A 17,678-nucleotide genomic window follows, 5' to 3' on the forward strand; every position below is an offset into this window, starting at 1 on the left:
ATGAGCACTGTTGCCGGCAGTCCGATACTGACCACCGCCACACCGGCCGCCCCGGAAGGGACGGGCGCGGACGTCGCGCCCGGAGCCATACTCAGCCATGTCCGCGTCGCTCCCGACACCCGAACACCCGAAACCGCCCCCAGCACACCGGCCGCTCTGCGCGTTCTCCTCCCGCCCGCTCCCGTCTACGGGTACGGGTACGGGTACGGGGGCCTGATCCTCTACTGCCGGGTCCTCAACACCTGGCGTCGTACCGGCGCCCACTACCGCGAGCCTCACTACGGCCGCCTCGGACGGTATCTCCGGCTCCAATGCCACGCCGCGTTCGGACACTTTCTCCGCGGCCTCGCTTATGGCAGCGGACTCGGTCTCGCCGGCGCCATCGCCTACGGAGTCCGCCATCTGTGGTGACCCACCGCGCGGAGCGGGGCCCGGCGGCCCCGCTCCGCGAACTACGTGCCATGGCCGGTTCCTGAGCACGGGTGCAGAGCGAGGCCCGGGCACACGGCGATTCCGATGCGCGGGGCCTCGCCCACCAGGCCGCGGGTCAGGGGTGGCCGTACCTCACACACTTCAGGTACACGACCTGCGGGCCGTCCGCCCCGTTGTCCAGGCACACCCGCACCACCGCCGCTCCACCCGGAGCATCCGCCGGCACGAGGAAGGAGAACGTGTCACTCGCCCCGCACACGTTGCCGGACAGGCCCACTCCCATCTGATGGCTCTGCGAGTCGAGCGTGAACGCGGTAGTGCCACGGCAACTGTTCACGTCCACCGACTTGTGCTCACCAGCCACCACCACGGACCGCCCGTACCAGGTGATGGTGCCCCGCGTGTACGTCTGCCCGTAGGTGACGTCGAAGCTGCTGACCGGGTAGTCGGCAGCACCGGCCGGTGGGGCGGTCAGCAGGGCGCCGCACGTCAGGGCGGCGGAACCAAGGGCGACAGCAAGGCGAGTACGCACGTCGTCTCCAGGCGTGTCGAGGCTGAGGGTCAACGGCCAGTATCCGGACACTGCTTGACCGGGTCCATGCCGCCTCTTCGCGTTCCGGACGTCGCCTCCCGTCCGCGGCTCCGCCGTTCGGTCGACAGCGCACCGTTCCGCAGCTGCAGCGCGGCAGTCAGGCCCGTTCGCCCCGACCGCCGACCCGTCCGGCGCGTGGCCGGACAGGTCGATCTCGCACGGGACCGGCAGGAGTTCCTCTCCAAGCCCCCTCGAGGCTCTCCGCCTCGCGCGCCGTACGGGGCCTACGGACGACGCCATGCGCACCGACAGCCAGCGCCCAGAACAGGAGCGGAAGAGCGGCGACGCGCTCCATACCTCCCATGCCGAGGCCGAGGTAGTGCCGGGAGAGGAACAGCCCGAGGGCAGCGATCGCTGTCACGCCCAGCAGACCGGTGCCCCACCGCAAGGAGGCCGGTATGTGGTCCGCCAGGCCGAACCCCGCCACTACGAGACCGATGTTGCCCGCTGCCATGATGAGGAGGGCACCCACGACGTGCCGGTTCTCGTCGACATCGGCCGGCGCCAGCCCGGCCAGCACGAATCCCGCGCCCGCACCGGCGAGCAGAACGCGGGCCGTGGCTGCGGCCCGGCCTCCGCGCCACAGGACACCAGCGGTCAGGACGACCCCGACGACGAGCAGGACTCCCAGGGCGACGAACGAGACGTTCATCAGACCGTGCTCGGGGGAACAGACGTACCGCGGCTCAGGCTCTTGCTGCAGGGCGCAGCGAGCGTTGCCCAGGTCGCTGATGTTGTTGCGCGCCCAACTGTACGGTCCGGCCCAGGCCGACTCGGCGATCCAGTGGATGACGAAGAACTGGATCACGCCCACGATCCATGCCGAGTATCCGATCCGGATTCTCACCCGCCCACCTTCCGTCGCGCGAATGCCGTACGCACAGAGGATCATGCGCTGCCGGACTCAGGCACTCCGACAAGCCCCCCGGAGCAGGGTGGGGCGGACCCCAGTGGCGGGGAACAGGACCAGCGTCCCCAGGAACGCGAGTCCGTCGTGGTCCTCGCCCCTGAGTCAGGGCGCCCTCGGCGACGTCGCAGACCGTGGGCCCCTGGCGCCTGTCCGGCGACGGGATACCTTCGTGTCCCGGCGCGACCGGCACCTAGGGTTTGCGGGTTACCCAGAGTAGTTCCGCCGGCCAGCGGTGTGCCCAGTCGGGTGGGTCGGTTTCGTTGTAGCCGTTGGGCGTTCCGCGTTCGGGCCGCGGCTCGATGAGGTCGTCGATGACGAGACCCGCGCCGCGCAGGACCCTGACCCAGTCGCCGTAGGTGAGCTGATAGCTGGTCGCGCCGTCGCCTTCGGCGATGGTGTTCAGCCCGAAGTAGTCCTGCTGCAGGGTCGTGGTCACGCGGCCGGCGGCTTCGTCGTAGCACGCTTCGAACCATGGGCTGGCAACGTTGAACACCAGGCGCCCGCCTCGGCCCAAGACGCGTGCGGCCTGCGGGACGGCCAGGTGCGGGGGCGCCCAGCTGAGCCCACCGAAGTCGCAGAACACCAGGTCGAAGCTGGCGTCAGCGAAGGGGAGTTGTTCGGCGGCGCCCTGCACCAGCGGGTACCGGGCCCCTCCCATCGCGCGTGCCGCTGCGGCGAGTTGGGCTTCGGACAGGTCGAACCCGACCACGGTGGCGCCCTCGACGGCGAGCGCCCTGGACCACTGGCCGGCGCCGCAGCCGAGTTCGAGGACGCGCTTGCCGGTGACGTCGCCCAGCGCATGCAGGTGCGCGTCGGGGATGGAGTACATGCCCCACAGCCGGGGTGCGGCGCCGATCTGCGGGTCGTGCTCGTGCTGGTAGGTGCTGCTGATCCGGTTCCAGAGCCGCCGGTTGGCGGGGATGCTGTCCACGTGCCGACTCCAGCACCGCCTGCCGGTGGCGGTCAACACAAATAGGGCACTGGCCGGCCGTCACCTCACCTCGCCCCGGACCGCCCCCGATCCGACCCGACCCGACCCGACCCATGATCCCCCGGACGAGCCCTGGCCCCGGTCAACGATGCACCGACACCAAGCGCACCCTGCGCACGCGCGAGCAGGTGGACGGGTGGACGGTGGACGGTGGAGGTGGACGGGTCCGTGAGGGGCTCCCCCTGCCTGGCCTTTTCCTACTCGCCGGCGCGAGCGGCGTGGCGGGCCCACAGGATCAGGGGAACCTGCAGAGGGAGTCTCGCGTACGCGAGGGTCTTGGCCGGCGTGGACCGGTGGCGCCAGTCGTGCGCCATCTGCACGTTGGCCGGGAAGACCGCCGCGAAGAACAGCGCCGCGGCGCGGGCGCTCGTCCGGCGCGTGGCCGGGCAGGCGAGGCCGGCAGCAAGGGCGAGTTCCACGCCGCCACTGGCAAGGGTCCAGCTCCGGCGGCTGCCCGGCAGGGCACGCGGCACGAGGGCGTCGAACTGCTTCGGCGCCACGAAATGGGCGGCACCCGCAGAGGCGAGCAGGCCGGCGAGCAGCAGAGCGGATCGTTCGGTCGAGGGCATCGGATTCCTCAGGACGGGGGTGCGCAGGGAGCGGCACACGGAGGACAAGTTCCTACTGACCGGTAAGTATGCCTGGCCGGAGGCGGCATGTCCCCCCTCGGGCGAGCAAGAAGGGAGGGTGCACCTCCCTCGGGCGAGCAAGAAGGGAGGGTGCGCCTTCCGGAGGCGCGTCGCGGCGCTCGGCGGTTCGACAACCTGGCTCGCGGCGCCGTCCGGTGAGAGGAGCGCGGCGACCCTCGCTCATCCATGCGCCGCGCCCGCACCCGGCCCTGCCCCCTCAGGGCTCCTCGCCGTCGAGGCGCACCGCTCCCCCGACGGCCCGCGCCGCGGCGAGGATGCGTCCGCAGCGCCGGGTCATGGCGTCGGGCGACTGCTCGGGGTGACCGATCCACCAGCGGACCAGGGCCGTACACAGGCCGCGCCACGCGTACTTGAGGGCGTCGGCGTCGAGCGGGTCGCCGGATCCGGCCGTGTGCAGGAGATCGGCGGTGCCCGTCGCGGCCAGGTCGTCGATGGCGCCCCGGTAGTGCGCCGCACGGCGGGCGGCGTCACTGTCCGGCGGCAGGGTGGGGTCGTAGAGGACGAACCATGCCTCGCGCTGCCCGTCGAGGGCGTGGAACAGGGCGTCCAGTACCCGCAGGGGCGTGGGCGGCGCCTCGGCGTACGGTGCGGCCATCGCCGTACGCACGGCTCCGAGCAGGCGGTCGCCGACGGGGTCCAGGCAGGCGAGGTAGAGGTCCTGCTTCCCGCCGAAGTACTGGTGCAGCAGCGGCTTGGTGACGCCGACACGCGCGGCGACGGCGGCCATGGTGGTGGCCTCGTAGCCGTTCCGGCCGAACTCCTCGGTGGCGGCGGCCAGGACCTGCCGTTCGCGTTCGGCCCTCGGCACGCCCTTGGTGCCCGCCTTGGAGGGAGGTGTTGTCATACCCCTGATCTTACCCTACGGTAATTTACCGAAGGGTAAATTCAAGGATCCCACCGGGAGCATCCTCATGCCTGCCACCGTGACCGACCCCCGCCCCTCCCGCCCCCGCTCCTGGTGGGGCTGGGGACACGCCGACGCCCACCCCGACGACGCCGAATGCCTCGCGCTGGGCGCCCTGCTGCCGGGCACCCTGTCCCGCCCGCTGCCACTCCCCCGCGTCGCCGACCTCCCCATCGGACGGCCGGGCGCGAAACCCCCGTCCTCCCTGGCCCACCTGGTCACCGCCGACCCCGAAGAGCGTGCCGCCCACGCCATGGGCAAGGCCTACCGCGACGTCATCCGCGCCCTGCGCGGGCGGCCCGGCCGCATCCCCGACCTGGTCGCCCGCCCGGCCGGCGACCAGGATGTGGCGGACCTGCTCGACTGGGCCGGCGAGCACGCCGTGGCCGTCGTTCCCTTCGGCGGCGGTTCCTCCGTGGTCGGCGGCGTGGAGTACCGCGGCGACACCCACCGCGCCGTACTGTCCCTCGACCTGACCGCGATGGACCGGGTGCTGGAGATCGACGTCACCGGCCGCTCCGCCCTGATCCAGGCCGGTGCCCTCGGCCCCGTACTGGAACGGCAGCTTCGACCCCACGGACTGACTCTGCGTCACTTCCCGCAGAGCTTCGAGTTCTCCACCCTCGGCGGCTGGCTCGCCACCCGGGCCGGCGGGCACTACGCCACCGTCCGCACGCACATCGACGACTTCGTGCAGTCCCTCCGCGTCGTCACCCCGGCCGGTACGAGCGCCTCGTGGCGGCTTCCCGCGTCCGGCGCGGGCCCGTCGCCCGACCGGCTGTTCCTCGGCTCCGAGGGCTCGCTCGGCGTCATCACCGAGGCCTGGATGCGCGTGCAGGAACGCCCGCTGCACAAGGCCTCCGCGTCCGTGGCCTTCGCCGACTTCCGCCGCGCACTGGAGGCGGTGCGAGCCATCGCCCAGTCGGACCTCGCCCCGGCCAACTGCCGACTGCTCGACCCCGGCGAGGCGCTGCTGTCCGGAGCTTCGCACGACGGCTCGAGCGTCCTCGTTCTGGGCTTCGAATCCGCCACCGTCCGGGTGGACGACCGACTGGAGACCGCCCTCGACCTGGCCCGAGCCCACGGCGGCCGCGGCGGGGCTCCGACGGGCGACCGCGGCGCGGGGGCCGACGCGGCCGTCGGCGCATGGCGCTCGGCGTTCCTTCGCATGCCGTACCTGCGGGACGGCCTGGCCCGCATGGGCGCGGTCGTCGACACCTTCGAGACCGCCGCCACCTGGGACCGTGTCCCCGCGCTCATCGACGCCGTTCGCGCCGAGGTCGGCGCCGCGGCCCGCAAGGCCACCGGGCACGAGGCGACGGTCAACTGCCGCCTGACCCACGTCTACCCCGACGGCGCCGCACCGTACTTCACCGTGGCCGTGGCGGGCCGCCCCGGCGACGAGGTCCAGGTCTGGGACGACATCAAGGCCGCCGCGACCGACGTCCTGCACCGCCACCGTGCCACGATCACCCATCATCACGCCGTGGGCCGCGACCACCGCCCCGCCTACGACCGCCAGCGTCCGGAGCCCTTCGCGCTGGCGCTCCGAGCCGCCAAGAACAGCCTGGACCCGCACCACATCCTCAACCCGGGTGTCCTGGTCGACTGACGGAGGCCCGGCGAGCGAGGAGCGAGCGCCCCGGCACCCGGTCAGGCGGTGGTGAAGGCCTCCTGGGGCGCCTCGTCGAGGACGAATCCGTTGTCGAGCCGGACGCGGACCGTGACGTGGAGCATCCGTCGCCGGTAGGCGACCCAGTGCTCTTCCAGGGCCGCAACCTGCTCCTCCAGTTGCGTTCTGCTCGCCGGCGGCATCTGGTGTCCGAAATCGTCGAGGAGCGACTTGAGGCGCAGGTACTCACGGACCTCGTGGCCCTGCTGCCGCTGATGCTCGTCCACGCGCTCGACGGTGCCCTCGACGCCCGCCGCCAGGGCCAGCGAGGCGGCGAAGGCACCCTTCTCCTCGGGGGGCTCCCCGGCCGGGGTCACCGTTCCGGCCAGCCGGAGGTCCGTCGCCAGCCGCACCCGTTGGCCCACGTTCAGCGTCATCGTTCCTTCGTCTTCCTCGTCGGTCAGCGGCGACCCGGGCCACGTGGCGTCGCCACGCGCACGGGAGAGGGAAGGATCATCCCACCCTGGCCGACGGTCCGCCCGAACGCGCCCCGACCGGTGGCGGTCGGGGCGCGGGGTTGCGGAGGTCATGACGGGGGCACGGGTCGAACGCGGCGGGTTCCGGGGCGCGTTCCCCCTGTCGGCGGTCACCGTCCGGTGGGCTCGAAGCACATGGCCGGCCGCGTGAGTTGACGGCCGATCACGGGTGGTGATCGGGGGGATTCACGACGTGAGAAATTAGGTGAATCCTTTACTGAATTCACGTCAATAGCCATCACCGTTTATTTCAATTACATAACGGCATCACCGGAAAGGCCTGGACCAAGACTCCGCGACGCGCGTAACTGCCTTTATTTTTAAGGCAATTGAGTGTTCATCAGATACGGTGGCGTAGGTAACGGAATGGATTCTTTGCACCCTCTCCCCTTTGTCCGAATTCTTCACCGGGAGGTTCTGACAGGCTTCCGCGCACCCAGTCTTCTGACCAAAGAGTTGAGGTGTGCATGTCTAGACATAGGAAGCCGAAGGCGAGCCAGGCACGCGAGGCACGTCCTCGCAGACCCCTCATAGGTGTCACCACCGCCATGGCCGTCGCGGCGCTGATAGCCGGGGGCATCGCCTACGAGGCGGGGCGTGCGGACTCGAGCGCGACGCCGCTCGCCCGCCTCGAGACCCCCGTCACCGACATCGCCGTCCCCGCCGCCGCACCGGCCAGGGACGCGGAGCCGGAGCCGATCCAGAAGAAGCCGTCCAACGAGCCGGCCCGGGGCATGGTGTACGACGGGCTCAAGGTGGCCCCCCAGGGCGACCGCTGCGCAGGCGTCTACGCCACCGCCACCGGCCTGTGCACCCACGGCCCCGACGCCCCGCCCAAGGGCGTCGACATCAAGAAGGACACGCCGCCCGCGGTCAAGTCCGTGGCACCGGCGGCCGATCCCGCCAAGCCTGCGGCTCCGCAGCCCGCCCCGCGCAAGAGCCAGGGGCCTTCGCAGGACGCGCCCGCCGTCGACGCACAGGCGCCGCGTACCGCGGCCGCCGCGTCGCCGAGCGCCACCGCGACCACCGCGCCGGCCGCCACCGGCTCCACGACGACCGCCGCCGCCGGCCCCGCCGGGCAGACCGTCCAGTGCGACAGCGACGGCAGCACCGGCAACCGGGTCCAGGTCGTCTACGTCCACGGCCCCGGAAGCGACCGGTACTCCCAGTACCTCGCCTCCTTCCGCAAGTGGGCCGCCGACGCCGACCTCATCTACTCGGCCAGCGCCCAGGAGACCGGCGGCGTCCGCCACATCCGGTACGTGACGGCCGCGGACTGCACGCCCACCGTCCTGAACATCGAGCTCCCCGACTCCGCCCTGGCCGAGTTCAGCGCCACCAACCGGGCGCTCGCCGCCAAGGGCCTCGACCGGCGCGACCGCAAGTACATGATCTTCGCCGAGGCGCAGGTGTACTGCGGCATCGGCACCTTCGCCGGGGACGAGCGGCCGAGCCAGTCCAACCTGAGCAACTTCGGCCCCTCGTACGGGCGTACGGACAGCGGCTGCTGGGGCGGGCACACCGCGGCCCACGAACTCGGCCACAACTTGGGCGCGGTCAACAACAGCGCGCCCAACACCAGCCGAGGCGCCCACTGTACGGACGAGTGGGACGTGATGTGCTACTCGGACAGCCCGTACTACCCGCAGATGCGCAACGTCTGTACCAACCGCGCCTCCGAGAACATCCTCGACTGCAACCACGACGACTACTTCCACACCAGCCCCCGCCCGGGCAGCTATCTCGCCACGCACTGGAACATCGCCGACAACCAGTTCCTCATGCGCGCCGAGGGCGGCGGCACCGGACCGGACCCGACCCCGAGCCCCACGCCCACCCCCACGCGCACGACGACACCGACCCCGACGCCCACCCCGACCGGTCCGCGGCCCGGCGCCGGACCGGACGTGACGGTCGGCCAGGTCCAGGCGGACTCCGTCGTGGTGAGCTGGCCGCGGGTCAACGGTGCCTCCTGGTACCAGGTGCTCTTCGACGGCAGGCACCTGACCTGGGTCCAGGGCACCGCGCTGCGCATCTACAACCTGCGGCCGGGCTCCTCGCACACCGTCGCGGTCTCCGTCCGTGACGGCCAGGGACGCGACAGCGGGCCGGGCCGCGCGACGAGCTTCCGTACCGCCGGGTCGGGTGGCACCACCTCCCCCGACACCCGATACCTGCTCTCCAACGGCAGCACCGGGCTCAGCGCCCAGCTGTGGGGCGGCCGCAGCGCCGACGGCACGGTCCTTGTCGGCGCGCAGAGCAACGGGTACGAGCAGCAGCAGTGGTACTTCGACGACGCGGGCAGCGGTCTCGTACGCGTCCGGTCCGCGGCCTCCGCGAAGTGCCTGCAGCCCGGCGGCACCCCTGCCCCCGGCATGTGGGTGGCCCAGCAGCCCTGCGCCCCCGGCTCCTCGGCCCAGCAGTGGCGGATGACGGTCGCCAACGGCACCGTCACGCTCACCGACCGGAGCGGGGCCTACGCCCTGACCGTCAGCAGCCGTCCGTACTACGGGTCCTGGCTGCTCGACCTCCAGCGTGTCGACGGACGACCGGCGCAGATCTGGACGGCCCGCCGGGCCGGCTGAGCCCACCCGCAGAGCCGTTCCGCGTCACCCATCGGGCGGGCCGCCGACCGGCGGCCCGCCCCCGCAGCCACGCATTCCCTCCACCGCCGGACCGGAGCACCGCCATGCACAACGTCACCCGACCCGCACTCGTCCTCACGACAGCGCTCGCCCTCGGCCTCGCCCTGCCGCAGCCCGCCGCCGCACACGGAGACACCCTTGAGGTGGTCATCACCGGCCACCGGGAGGGCCACGTCCTCACCGAGGTGACCTGGGAGAACGACGGGGACCCTGTCGACGAGCAGGTCGCCGCGCTGGTCAGCGCGGTCAGCACGGACGGCCGCCGTACGGCCGGCCCCTGGAAGCTCGTCCGCGGCGCCCGCCCGACCGACTGGACCACCGCCGAAGCCCTGCCGGCCGGCGTCTGGAAGGTCACCGTCGAGGCCGGGCAACCCTCGCTCGGGCACGCCGAGCGGCAGTTGACGGTTGCCGCGGTGTCCGCGTCGCCGGGTACCTCGTCGCTTCCGGGCGGGACCGCGTCCACGCCCAAGCCCACCGGGCTGCGGCAGACGTCGCCGGCTCCCGGCTCCCGGGCCCCGTCCGCGTCGGCCTCCACGCCCGCCGAGCAGGGCACGGAGAGCTGGGCCCCCGGCCTGACCATCCTGGGGCTCGCGGCCGCCTCTCTCGTCGGCGCCGCCGCGGGAGTGTGGATACGGCGCAGACGCGCACGGCGGCGCTGACCACCCGTCCGTCCTGTGCGCCGGAACCCGGGTGGTCGTGGGTGAAGTGGGTGGCCGTGGGTGAAGTGCGCCTGGATCTCGAAGCCGGTGTGCGCACTGCAGTGCCCCACGGCCCGGCCCCCGGCGCCCCGCCGCGCGGCCCCGTCCACTCCCGGCAGATTTCCTCTCGGTCCCGCATAGCCCGTGCGGAAACGGGTAGCTGCGGCTCTGCAAGAGGGGCCGCGCCACGGCCGGGTACCAGTCCGGTGCCGCCGCCGCCCCGGAGTGGAGAGCAGCCATGATCATTCTCGGCATCATTCTGCTGGTGCTCGGCTTCGCGCTGGGTATCTCGGTTCTCTGGACGATCGGCATCATCCTGCTGGTGATCGGCGCCGTCCTCTGGATCATGGGAGCCATGGGCCACGCGGTCGCCGGCCGCAACCACTACTACTGACCGGCTCCGGCCCGGCAGTGATGAATCCCGCAACCGGCTGGTGGCGGAGGCGGCTAGGCCCCACCGCCACCTCCGTGCGGGCGCGTCTGCGAGCCGCTGACCAGGAGTCCGACGCCATGCCCTCCCAGGGCGAGGCCGCCGGCCCACCGCCACCACGTCCGCCGCCGGCGGAGGCCATTCCCTGGGGGCTGAGGGTGGCCGCCGAGGCGGCCTGGCGGCTCCTGGTCATCGCGGGCGGCCTGTGGGTGATGCTCCGCGTGGTGTCGGCGCTGCGCATCGTGGTCCTCGCCTTCGTCGTGGCCCTGCTGGTCACCGCGCTCCTCCAGCCCACCGTGGCCCGCCTGCACCGGCACGGCGTCCCCCGCGGCCCGGCGACCGCCCTCACCGCCCTGTGCGGCTTCGTACTCCTGGGGCTGGCGGGCTGGTTCGTGGTCTGGCAGGTGATGGACAACTCGGACGTCCTCACCGATCGGGTCCGCGAGGGGTTCGGGGAGCTGAAGCGGTGGCTGCTGAGCAGTCCGCTTCACGTGACGGAGAAGCAGATCGACTCCGTCACGGACAATCTCGGCAAGAGCCTCACCTCGGGCGGCATCGCGTCGACGGGGCTGCAGGGCGTCACCGTCCTCGTGGAAGTGATCACCGGCATCCTGCTGGCCCTCTTCTCCACCCTGTTCCTGCTGTACGACGGCCCGCGCATCTGGCGCTGGACGCTCATCGGGGTACCGGCCGCCGCCCGGCCCGCCGTGGCCGACTGCGGCCCCGCCGCCTGGGCGACCCTGACCGGCTACGTTCGCGGAACCGTGATCGTGGCCCTGGTCGACGCGGTGTTCATCGGGCTCGGCGTCTACTTCCTGGGGGTGCCGCTGGCGGTGCCCCTCGCCGTCTTCATCTTCCTCTTCGCCTTCATCCCCCTGGTGGGCGCCGTGGTCTCGGGCGCCCTGGCGGTGCTCGTCGCGCTCGTCACCGAGGGACTGTTCGCCGCCGCGATGGTGCTGATGGTCGTCCTGATCGTCCAGCAGATCGAGGGCCACGTACTCCAGCCGTTCATCCTGGGCCGGGCGGTCCGGGTACACCCCTTGGGCGTGGTCCTCGCCGTGGCGGCGGGCGGAACCGTCGCGGGGATCGGCGGCGCGGTGGTCGCCGTACCTCTGGTCGCGGTGCTGAAGACGGTGGTCGGCCGACTCCGCCGCACCGCTGCCGCCGGCGGACCGGCCCCCGCGCCGTCGTCCGCACCCTCTCCCCCCGCATCTTCCCCTGCCGCACCGCCGCAGGACGCCCGGTCCCCGGACGGGGGTCCTCCGGCCACCGGCCCCCCGTCCGCCGACCCTCCGCCGTAGCGGCAGGACGAGCCGTAACGGCAGGGCGACGCTCCGCCGCATCGCATGGTCCTTCACTCCTGGCTCAGACGCTCAGGCCGGCCCGCCGGAGTGCCGTCCCGCACAGGTCGCCGATGACCTTCTCGTCGCCACGCCGCCACGCGTCGGCGAGCCCACCCGGCGGAACCGGGACCGTGGCCAGATCCTTCAGCGGTCCGGTCAACGCCCGTAGGGCCATCAGATCGGCGCCACCGGGAGCGTCCAGCAGTTCGCGGATCCGGGCACTGCGCCGGATCCATCGCACGCGCGGGGGAAGCCAGAGCACCAGGACGAATGCCACCGAGAAGAGGATGAGGGCGAACGCCGTCAGGTTGGCCACCCGGCCCACCAGGTCCTGCATCGACTGCCCGGCGTCCGAGAGCCCCACGCTGGCATCGGCCGCGGACCGCAGCGGCTTCTTCAGGACGCCCCCGATCAACGGGACGCGCGATGCCGCGTCCCCCGCGTCGCCGAGACCGGACGCAAGGCTTCCCCCGGCGTCCTCCACCTTCTTCCCCGGCTCGGCCAGCACCAGGATGGCGCTCCGGACGGCCAGGGCGAACCGCACGGCGACGATCACCAGCAGGACAGCCGTCAGATCGGCCAGTACCTGACGCCAACGACGTGCTCGGGTCTGGGCGTAGAGGCGCATGGGTGCTCCCTGTTCCGGCGGCATCAGCGGACGAGACCGGTCGGTCCCGGACGGGGGCAGGAAATGCGTGACGCCCCGTCATGGTCCGGCCCCGACCGTACGGGGTCACCTCCCCTCCAGTCGTCTGTCCATGCCGATACCGGTCCGGGCCGCCTGCGGGATGCGAACGCGGCGGGAACCGCCGGACGACGTGCGACATGTCGCCCGGCGAGCCGCGCTTCGATGCCGGCCCCGCTGCCGTCAGGGCTCCGAGATCAGCTGGGGGTCCCGTAGGCCTGGACCACGGTGGCGTTCAGGTCGCACCAGACGGTCGACGTGCCACCCGACGCCACGCGGTTGCCGAAGTGCCGGTACACGTAGCCGTTGTCGACGCGCCTGCAGTCGATGACCCCGGTGAAGGAGGAACCGGTGCACCGGATCTCGGCCCCTCGGTGTCCACCGCTTCCGGTGATCAGACGCGAGGAACAGGTGAGGGCGGACGGGGACGACACGGACGCGGATGCCGCGGGCGCGACGGCCAGCAGGCCACTCGCCGCGAGCGCCAGGGCAGCAACGGTTCCCGCGACGCGCTGACGGACATGCATGGGCACTCCTACCTTGTGATGAGCACTGACTGTCACCACAGGGAACCTACGGATGCGCGCGGCACATCGGCAGGAATGCGGGAGAACTGGCGAGGAGTCGCCAGCCGTGGGAACCGCACCCCTGGCAGGCGTCGCGGTGAGCGCGACCGTCTGCTCGGGGGCGACGATGTCGCGCGATGGTCCCTTTCACCCCGTCGGCGGCGCACCCATTCGAAGGAGTTCAGGAGGGGCGCAGCTCGGGCTGGGGAAATCCCTCTCTCGGTCCTCGCTTCCGCCGTGTCGCCGCGGGGATGATCCAGCCGATCGCCGCGACGACCGCGTGCCCGCCAGGACGGGCCAGCGGCAGCAGCAGGCGCGTGGCATACGGCAGGTCGAGGCGGGCCCGGGCCCAGGCCGGGAGCAGCTCGACCGCCGCTGCCGCCAGGAACGCGTAGGGCAGGCGCGCGGGCCACGGCAGCGGAGGACGGGACAGCAAGTAACGCGCCGCCGCACGCGACTGCGCGGTGGCGCGCAGCTCCGGGCGGTACTCCGCGAGGCGCGCCGCCAGTTCGGCGGTGCTCTCCGGCGGGTCGATCACCCCGAGCCGGCGCGCGACGGTCGCCATGTCGGCGACGTAGCCGTCCGCCGCCTCCGGAGCCAGCGGGCGCCGTCCATACCGCTGATGGGCCCTCAGGAAGCAGGCCGTCTCGGCGGCGTGGACCCAGGCGAGGAGGTGCGGATCGGAGGCTCGGTACGGTACCCCTTCCGGAGTCCGCCCCTGCACCGAGTCGTGTACGCGGCGCACCCGGTCCACCGAGCGTTCCGCGTCCTGCGCCGTACCGAACGTCGTGACCGCCAGAAAGGTGCTGGTGCGCTGGAGCCGCCCCCACGGGTCACTCTCGAATCCCGAATGCGCGGCGACGGCCGCCATCGCCACGGGGTGCAGTGACTGGAGCAGCAGCGCGGCGAGGCCGCCGACGTACATCGCAGCGTCCGCGTGCACGAGCCTCACGGGACGGTCGGGGCCGAACCAGCGCGGACCCGGCGTCCCGTGGATGCGAGCCCGCTTCGCGTGCGCGGTGGGACCGGCGACCCGGTGCAGCAGAGCCTCACCGGCCCGCTCTCGTAGCTCGCCGATGCGCGACGGGGGCCAGACCACCTCTCCAGTGTGCACCCCTCGCTCGAGGGTCGGCCGACTCGACACCCGCCCCGACCCGACGGGTGGCTCGACGGCGACTCGACGGCCGGTCGCCGCATGGCTCGCCGGCCGGTTTCCAGGACGGCGTACGACTGCCATGTCACTACGGGGGTACGCGCCGGATATGAGTACGCCACCGAATGACCCGGTCCCGCCGAACCCCACCCCGGCGCCGGGGCCTGGGCCCACGCCGGGGCCGCTGCCCGGGCCGGTCCCCGGGCCCGGCGGCCCCGATCCCGTTCCGCCGGCGCCACCGCAGCCCGAGCCGGACCCGCCCACCCCCGGCCCGCGCCCGGATCCGTTTCCGCAACCGGGACCACTTCCCGCTCCGGGCCCCGGGCCGGAACCGGTGACGTGACCACGGCGGCGGTGACGACGGACCGCGGTCCACCGCTCGTCCGTCGGAACTGCTGGCGGGCACCGCCGCCGACACCTGTCACGCAGAGTCCGACGCCCCCGGCACTCCAGGAGCACGGCAGGGCTCCTGGCGCTGCGAGGGCGCGGGTCAGACCCGGTCGGCCTTGCCCCGTGGCGTCCAGGTCCAGGGCTCCGCGGGAAGCGGCGGGCCCTCCACGGCGCTCCGGAACTTCTCCTTCAGGCTCTTCGGCGGCGCTTCCTTCTCTTCCCGGGTATGCATCAGCCGGGCGGTGGTCACGCGTATGTGGCACTCACGTTGACGCTGCCTCACGATCACGACCCATGCCCCGTCCTGAGCGAGCAGGGCGTGCCGGGCCGGCTCGTCCCCCGGCTTGGCGTGCCGGGCCAGTACGCGCGGCACGTAGTGCAGCGCCGCGTCCTCGGCCGCCGCGACCGCCTCGGCCTCGTCCTGGCCGATGAGGTGCGTGCCCACGAGCATCCATCGGTGCAACTTCAGCTCCACGCCCTCGGCCCGTTGGGTGATACGCGTGTCCTCCTCGATGTGGACGTACCAGTCGGCGGTCATGGCCGTCGTCACCTCCGCCGGCTTCAGGCGCCGCGCCTGGCGGCGGTCAGGGCGTCCTTGACCTCCTGTGCCACGCGGGCCGCGTCGTCGGGGTTGTTCACGACGTCGGTACGGTTCATGTCGATGACGAGGACGTCGCTGGCCGAGTAGTGCTTGTGCACCCAGTCGTCGTAACCGGACCAGAGCGTCCGGTAGTACTCGACGAGGGCCTCGTCCTGCTCGAAGTCGCGGCCGCGCAGCCCGATGCGCTTGAGCACCGTCTCGAAGTCCGCCTTGAGGTAGACCATGAGGTCGGGCGCCTTGCGGTAGGGCAGGCTGTCGATCTCACGCATCATCTCGTTCAGCAGCCCCTCGTACACCTGCATCTCGAGGGAGCTGATGCGGCCCAGGTCGTGGTTGACCTTGGCGAAGTACCAGTCCTCGTAGATGGACCGGTCGAGGACGTTGTCGCCCTGCTTGTACGCCTCCTTGATGGAGGCGAACCGCGTCTGCAGGAAGTAGAGCTGGAGCAGGAAGGGGTAGCGCTTCGCCTGGATCTCCTCGGGGCTCGCCGTGTAGAAGAGCGGCAGGATCGGGTTGTCGTCCACGCTTTCGTAGAAGACGTCGCTGCCGAGCTCCTTGGCGAGCAGCTCGGCCACACTCGTCTTGCCGATCCCGATCATGCCTCCGACGCAGATCACCGACATACCTCACTTCTCCCTGGGGGCTTCTGTTCGCGGGTGAGGGCTGGGCCGTCCCCACCACTGGGACGCGTGGCGGCGGTCGGTCGATTCCCCAGGATCTTCATGATCGGTGTCACGTCGTCCCCCGCCCGGGCCCGAGACCCGACGCAGGCCGTCACCCTTGACCGGCCTGACCAGCTGCTGCGCAGGTGTGCCGCCCCCAGGAACAAGCCATCGCCTCGTGGCCGCCTTGAAGCATAGATGACGCCTCCCCCCAGGTCAGTCCGCCGAGGGCAGCCACCGCGCCCCGCCTCCGGCCGCGGTCGCGGGCCGGCTGCCCGGCGCCACGGGCGCGGGCTCCTGCGCCCCGACATCGTGAGGTGCGACGCCCATGGGCCCTCCCTCCGGGACAAGGCCGTCGGGGGCGCGCCGGTTCCCCTCCAGGCCAGGTGGGTCCGGCGCCCTACTCGGTCGGGCGACCAGCGGCTCTACCGGCCCGGAAGCCGGAGGCCCGCGGTGTCGGCGAACGGGCTGGCGTCGAGGTGAGCGAGGAGATCAGCGGGGTGCCGGTACACGGCCCGGGCCCCGGCGCTCTCCAGGTCTCCCTGAGGTATTCCGCCGCTCAGGAGCCCCACGCAGGCCACATCGGCGCGGCTGCCCGCCTGCATGTCCCAGACCGTGTCGCCGACGAACACCGATCCTTGCGCGGGCGCATCGACGAGACCGAGGGCACGGTGCACGGGATCGGGCGCGGGTTTGCCCTCTTCCACGTCGTCGGCGCTGGCCGTCGCGGTGATGGCCTCGTCGGCGTCGAGGGCGCGCAGCAACGCGTTCAGTTCGGCCTGTCGGGCGGAGGTGACGAGGACCACGCCCCAGCCGCGCCCGTTCAGCTCCCGCAGCAGGTCGGCTGCCGAGTCCAGAGGCGGCAGCCGGCCGAAGTAGGTGCCGTAAAGGGCGTCGTGCGCCGCGGTCAGCGTGCCGTCTTCGTCCGTGTCCCGGTCCTCGCCCAGCAGATGCGCGAGAAGGTCCTCGCCGGGCAGTCCGATCGCGCGGTGGATGTCGTGCATGGCGACCTCGTGTCCGGCCTGCCGGAAGGCCTCCCACCAGCACGTCACGTGAAGGTGGTTGGTATCTGCGAGGGTGCCGTCGACGTCGAAGAGTGCGGCCCTGTTCATCGGGGCCCTCCCGGGGTTCGGTGACCTGGCCCGCGCTCCGGGCCCCGTCCCGCCCGGGGGCAGCGCCCTTGCGGGCAGCCCGCGCGTGGAAACGGCTGCGGAGTCGCTCGGCGTGCGCGTACCCGGATCGCCCCTCCCCATGCGCCCTGTCGCACGGCCGACGACGGCATCCGAGGCGCGCCGCCTCAGGCGGGGTGGCCTGGGTCGAGGTCCGTCAGTTCTCGGAGCCGGAGCAGCGGGGGCGGCTTCCCCTCGTACGGCGGGCACACCGCTACGGGTGCCAGGAGGAAGCACACATGGTCACCGCCCTCCATGCGGCCTTCGATCCGGCCGGTGAACCACACGGAAGGCTGCTCCAGGACGGGGCTGCCCTCTGTTCCGGGACGCCACGCGACCCTGGCGAACTTGTCCACCCGGTCGCCCGTCTCGCCCCCAAAGAGCTCCGCCAGCGCCCGGTCGCCGTGGTGGAGCAGGTGCACGGTGAGGTACTCGGCTTCGCATGCGACGCGGTACGTGTGGTTGGCGACCGACAGCCAGACGGCGAACCTCGGCGGGTCGATGGAGCACTGCGACACGAAACCCACCAGACAGCCCGCCCGCGCGCTGCCGGACGCTGCCGTGACCACGTACATCGGGCCGTCGAGGACGTCGGTGAAGGGGTCGAGTTCCGTCACGGCGCCTCCCTGCGCTTCCTCTTGTTCCGGATGATCCGGTGCCCTCTTCTCCTCCCGCTACCCCGGAGCGTCCGCCGACAACCGGCACGCGC

Annotated in this window: 19 protein-coding genes; 6 read left to right on the top strand and 13 right to left on the bottom strand. The window is 72.1% G+C overall.

The genetic code is table 11. The features are described 5' to 3' along the window. Positions 1 to 411: a hypothetical protein gene (locus ACIRQF_RS01195; protein WP_404087801.1), complete on the top strand. Its 411-nt coding sequence runs from the start codon at positions 1 to 3 to the stop codon at positions 409 to 411. 136 nt (positions 412 to 547) lie between these two features. Here the strand turns inward: ACIRQF_RS01195 and ACIRQF_RS01200 are convergent, their stop codons facing one another. The 5 genes from ACIRQF_RS01200 to ACIRQF_RS01220 form a co-directional block, all read right to left on the bottom strand. After that, entirely contained in the window at positions 548 to 964 is a 417-nt protein-coding gene (locus tag ACIRQF_RS01200) for a hypothetical protein (RefSeq protein WP_404087803.1), read from the bottom strand. 157 nt (positions 965 to 1,121) lie between these two features. Then, positions 1,122 to 1,871, bottom strand: a complete 750-nt coding sequence (locus ACIRQF_RS01205) for a DUF998 domain-containing protein (RefSeq protein ID WP_404087805.1) — start codon at positions 1,869 to 1,871, stop codon at positions 1,122 to 1,124. A gap of 253 nt (positions 1,872 to 2,124) precedes the next feature. After that, positions 2,125 to 2,865, bottom strand: a complete 741-nt coding sequence (locus tag ACIRQF_RS01210) for a class I SAM-dependent methyltransferase (protein ID WP_404087807.1) — start codon at positions 2,863 to 2,865, stop codon at positions 2,125 to 2,127. Positions 2,866 to 3,122: 257 nt separating this feature from the next. After that, a complete protein-coding gene (locus tag ACIRQF_RS01215; RefSeq protein ID WP_389755953.1) occupies positions 3,123 to 3,494 on the bottom strand; it encodes a hypothetical protein in 372 nt (123 codons plus the stop codon). Between the two features lie 277 nt (positions 3,495 to 3,771). After that, on the bottom strand, positions 3,772 to 4,419 hold the full coding sequence (locus tag ACIRQF_RS01220; protein WP_404087809.1) for a TetR/AcrR family transcriptional regulator: 648 nt from the start codon (positions 4,417 to 4,419) through the stop codon (positions 3,772 to 3,774). A gap of 67 nt (positions 4,420 to 4,486) precedes the next feature. On the opposite strand from ACIRQF_RS01220, the gene ACIRQF_RS01225 reads away from it, so the two are divergent. Further along, entirely contained in the window at positions 4,487 to 6,091 is a 1,605-nt protein-coding gene (locus ACIRQF_RS01225; RefSeq protein WP_404087811.1) for an FAD-binding oxidoreductase, read from the top strand. Between the two features lie 41 nt (positions 6,092 to 6,132). On the opposite strand, the gene ACIRQF_RS01230 is transcribed toward ACIRQF_RS01225, so the two are convergent. After that, positions 6,133 to 6,528 carry a hypothetical protein gene (locus tag ACIRQF_RS01230; RefSeq protein ID WP_389755962.1) on the bottom strand — a complete coding sequence of 132 codons (396 nt, stop codon included), beginning with the start codon at positions 6,526 to 6,528 and terminating at the stop codon, positions 6,133 to 6,135. 566 nt (positions 6,529 to 7,094) lie between these two features. Between ACIRQF_RS01230 and ACIRQF_RS01235 the strand changes: the two genes are divergently transcribed. The 4 genes from ACIRQF_RS01235 (at position 7,095) to ACIRQF_RS01250 (ending at position 11,701) form a co-directional block, all read left to right on the top strand. Further along, complete coding sequence (locus ACIRQF_RS01235; RefSeq protein WP_404087814.1) at positions 7,095 to 9,212, top strand: RICIN domain-containing protein; 2,118 nt, start codon at positions 7,095 to 7,097, stop codon at positions 9,210 to 9,212. A 104-nt stretch (positions 9,213 to 9,316) separates the two neighbouring features. Next, on the top strand, positions 9,317 to 9,931 hold the full coding sequence (locus ACIRQF_RS01240; protein ID WP_382483858.1) for a hypothetical protein: 615 nt from the start codon (positions 9,317 to 9,319) through the stop codon (positions 9,929 to 9,931). Positions 9,932 to 10,208: 277 nt separating this feature from the next. Further along, positions 10,209 to 10,364: a DUF6131 family protein gene (locus ACIRQF_RS01245; RefSeq protein ID WP_376633870.1), complete on the top strand. Its 156-nt coding sequence runs from the start codon at positions 10,209 to 10,211 to the stop codon at positions 10,362 to 10,364. Positions 10,365 to 10,384: 20 nt separating this feature from the next. Next, complete coding sequence (locus tag ACIRQF_RS01250) at positions 10,385 to 11,701, top strand: AI-2E family transporter (RefSeq protein WP_404087816.1); 1,317 nt, start codon at positions 10,385 to 10,387, stop codon at positions 11,699 to 11,701. A gap of 64 nt (positions 11,702 to 11,765) precedes the next feature. Here ACIRQF_RS01250 and ACIRQF_RS01255 read toward each other — a convergent pair whose 3' ends face one another. The 7 genes from ACIRQF_RS01255 to ACIRQF_RS01285 all read right to left on the bottom strand — a co-directional run bounded on the left by ACIRQF_RS01255 (position 11,766) and on the right by ACIRQF_RS01285 (position 17,586). Beyond that, the gene (locus tag ACIRQF_RS01255; RefSeq protein ID WP_404087818.1) at positions 11,766 to 12,371 is read right to left on the bottom strand and encodes a hypothetical protein; all 606 of its coding nucleotides are present in this window, start codon (positions 12,369 to 12,371) and stop codon (positions 11,766 to 11,768) included. A 254-nt stretch (positions 12,372 to 12,625) separates the two neighbouring features. Then, positions 12,626 to 12,955: a hypothetical protein gene (locus ACIRQF_RS01260; protein ID WP_404087820.1), complete on the bottom strand. Its 330-nt coding sequence runs from the start codon at positions 12,953 to 12,955 to the stop codon at positions 12,626 to 12,628. 220 nt (positions 12,956 to 13,175) lie between these two features. Beyond that, positions 13,176 to 14,093 (bottom strand): oxygenase MpaB family protein, encoded by a 918-nt coding sequence (locus tag ACIRQF_RS01265; RefSeq protein WP_404087822.1) that lies wholly within the window; start codon positions 14,091 to 14,093, stop codon positions 13,176 to 13,178. A 544-nt stretch (positions 14,094 to 14,637) separates the two neighbouring features. Continuing rightward, positions 14,638 to 15,075 (bottom strand): hypothetical protein, encoded by a 438-nt coding sequence (locus ACIRQF_RS01270; protein WP_404087824.1) that lies wholly within the window; start codon positions 15,073 to 15,075, stop codon positions 14,638 to 14,640. 23 nt (positions 15,076 to 15,098) lie between these two features. Further along, complete coding sequence (locus ACIRQF_RS01275; protein WP_376633861.1) at positions 15,099 to 15,761, bottom strand: deoxynucleoside kinase; 663 nt, start codon at positions 15,759 to 15,761, stop codon at positions 15,099 to 15,101. Positions 15,762 to 16,225: 464 nt separating this feature from the next. After that, complete coding sequence (locus ACIRQF_RS01280) at positions 16,226 to 16,912, bottom strand: HAD family hydrolase (protein WP_404087827.1); 687 nt, start codon at positions 16,910 to 16,912, stop codon at positions 16,226 to 16,228. 185 nt (positions 16,913 to 17,097) lie between these two features. Continuing rightward, a complete protein-coding gene (locus tag ACIRQF_RS01285) occupies positions 17,098 to 17,586 on the bottom strand; it encodes a flavin reductase family protein (protein WP_404087829.1) in 489 nt (162 codons plus the stop codon). Between the last annotated feature and the right edge of the window lie 92 nt (positions 17,587 to 17,678).

This window comes from Streptomyces sp. NPDC101191, from assembly GCF_044767915.1.
Classification (GTDB): Bacteria; Actinomycetota; Actinomycetes; order Streptomycetales; family Streptomycetaceae; genus Streptomyces.

What these genes read in the sequence shown, in the direction of transcription:
- ACIRQF_RS01230 (WP_389755962.1), bottom strand. Translation starts at nt 6,528, where the DNA reads ATGACGCTGAACGTGGGCCAACGGGTGCGGCTGGCGACGGACCTCCGG.
- ACIRQF_RS01245 (WP_376633870.1), top strand. Translation starts at nt 10,209, where the DNA reads ATGATCATTCTCGGCATCATTCTGCTGGTGCTCGGCTTCGCGCTGGGT.
- ACIRQF_RS01215 (WP_389755953.1), bottom strand. Translation starts at nt 3,494, where the DNA reads ATGCCCTCGACCGAACGATCCGCTCTGCTGCTCGCCGGCCTGCTCGCC.
- ACIRQF_RS01270 (WP_404087824.1), bottom strand. Translation starts at nt 15,075, where the DNA reads ATGACCGCCGACTGGTACGTCCACATCGAGGAGGACACGCGTATCACC.
- ACIRQF_RS01260 (WP_404087820.1), bottom strand. Translation starts at nt 12,955, where the DNA reads ATGCATGTCCGTCAGCGCGTCGCGGGAACCGTTGCTGCCCTGGCGCTC.
- ACIRQF_RS01235 (WP_404087814.1), top strand. Translation starts at nt 7,095, where the DNA reads ATGTCTAGACATAGGAAGCCGAAGGCGAGCCAGGCACGCGAGGCACGT.
- ACIRQF_RS01275 (WP_376633861.1), bottom strand. Translation starts at nt 15,761, where the DNA reads ATGTCGGTGATCTGCGTCGGAGGCATGATCGGGATCGGCAAGACGAGT.
- ACIRQF_RS01255 (WP_404087818.1), bottom strand. Translation starts at nt 12,371, where the DNA reads ATGCGCCTCTACGCCCAGACCCGAGCACGTCGTTGGCGTCAGGTACTG.
- ACIRQF_RS01220 (WP_404087809.1), bottom strand. Translation starts at nt 4,419, where the DNA reads ATGACAACACCTCCCTCCAAGGCGGGCACCAAGGGCGTGCCGAGGGCC.
- ACIRQF_RS01250 (WP_404087816.1), top strand. Translation starts at nt 10,385, where the DNA reads ATGAATCCCGCAACCGGCTGGTGGCGGAGGCGGCTAGGCCCCACCGCC.
- ACIRQF_RS01240 (WP_382483858.1), top strand. Translation starts at nt 9,317, where the DNA reads ATGCACAACGTCACCCGACCCGCACTCGTCCTCACGACAGCGCTCGCC.
- ACIRQF_RS01225 (WP_404087811.1), top strand. Translation starts at nt 4,487, where the DNA reads ATGCCTGCCACCGTGACCGACCCCCGCCCCTCCCGCCCCCGCTCCTGG.
- ACIRQF_RS01280 (WP_404087827.1), bottom strand. Translation starts at nt 16,912, where the DNA reads ATGAACAGGGCCGCACTCTTCGACGTCGACGGCACCCTCGCAGATACC.
- ACIRQF_RS01195 (WP_404087801.1), top strand. Translation starts at nt 1, where the DNA reads ATGAGCACTGTTGCCGGCAGTCCGATACTGACCACCGCCACACCGGCC.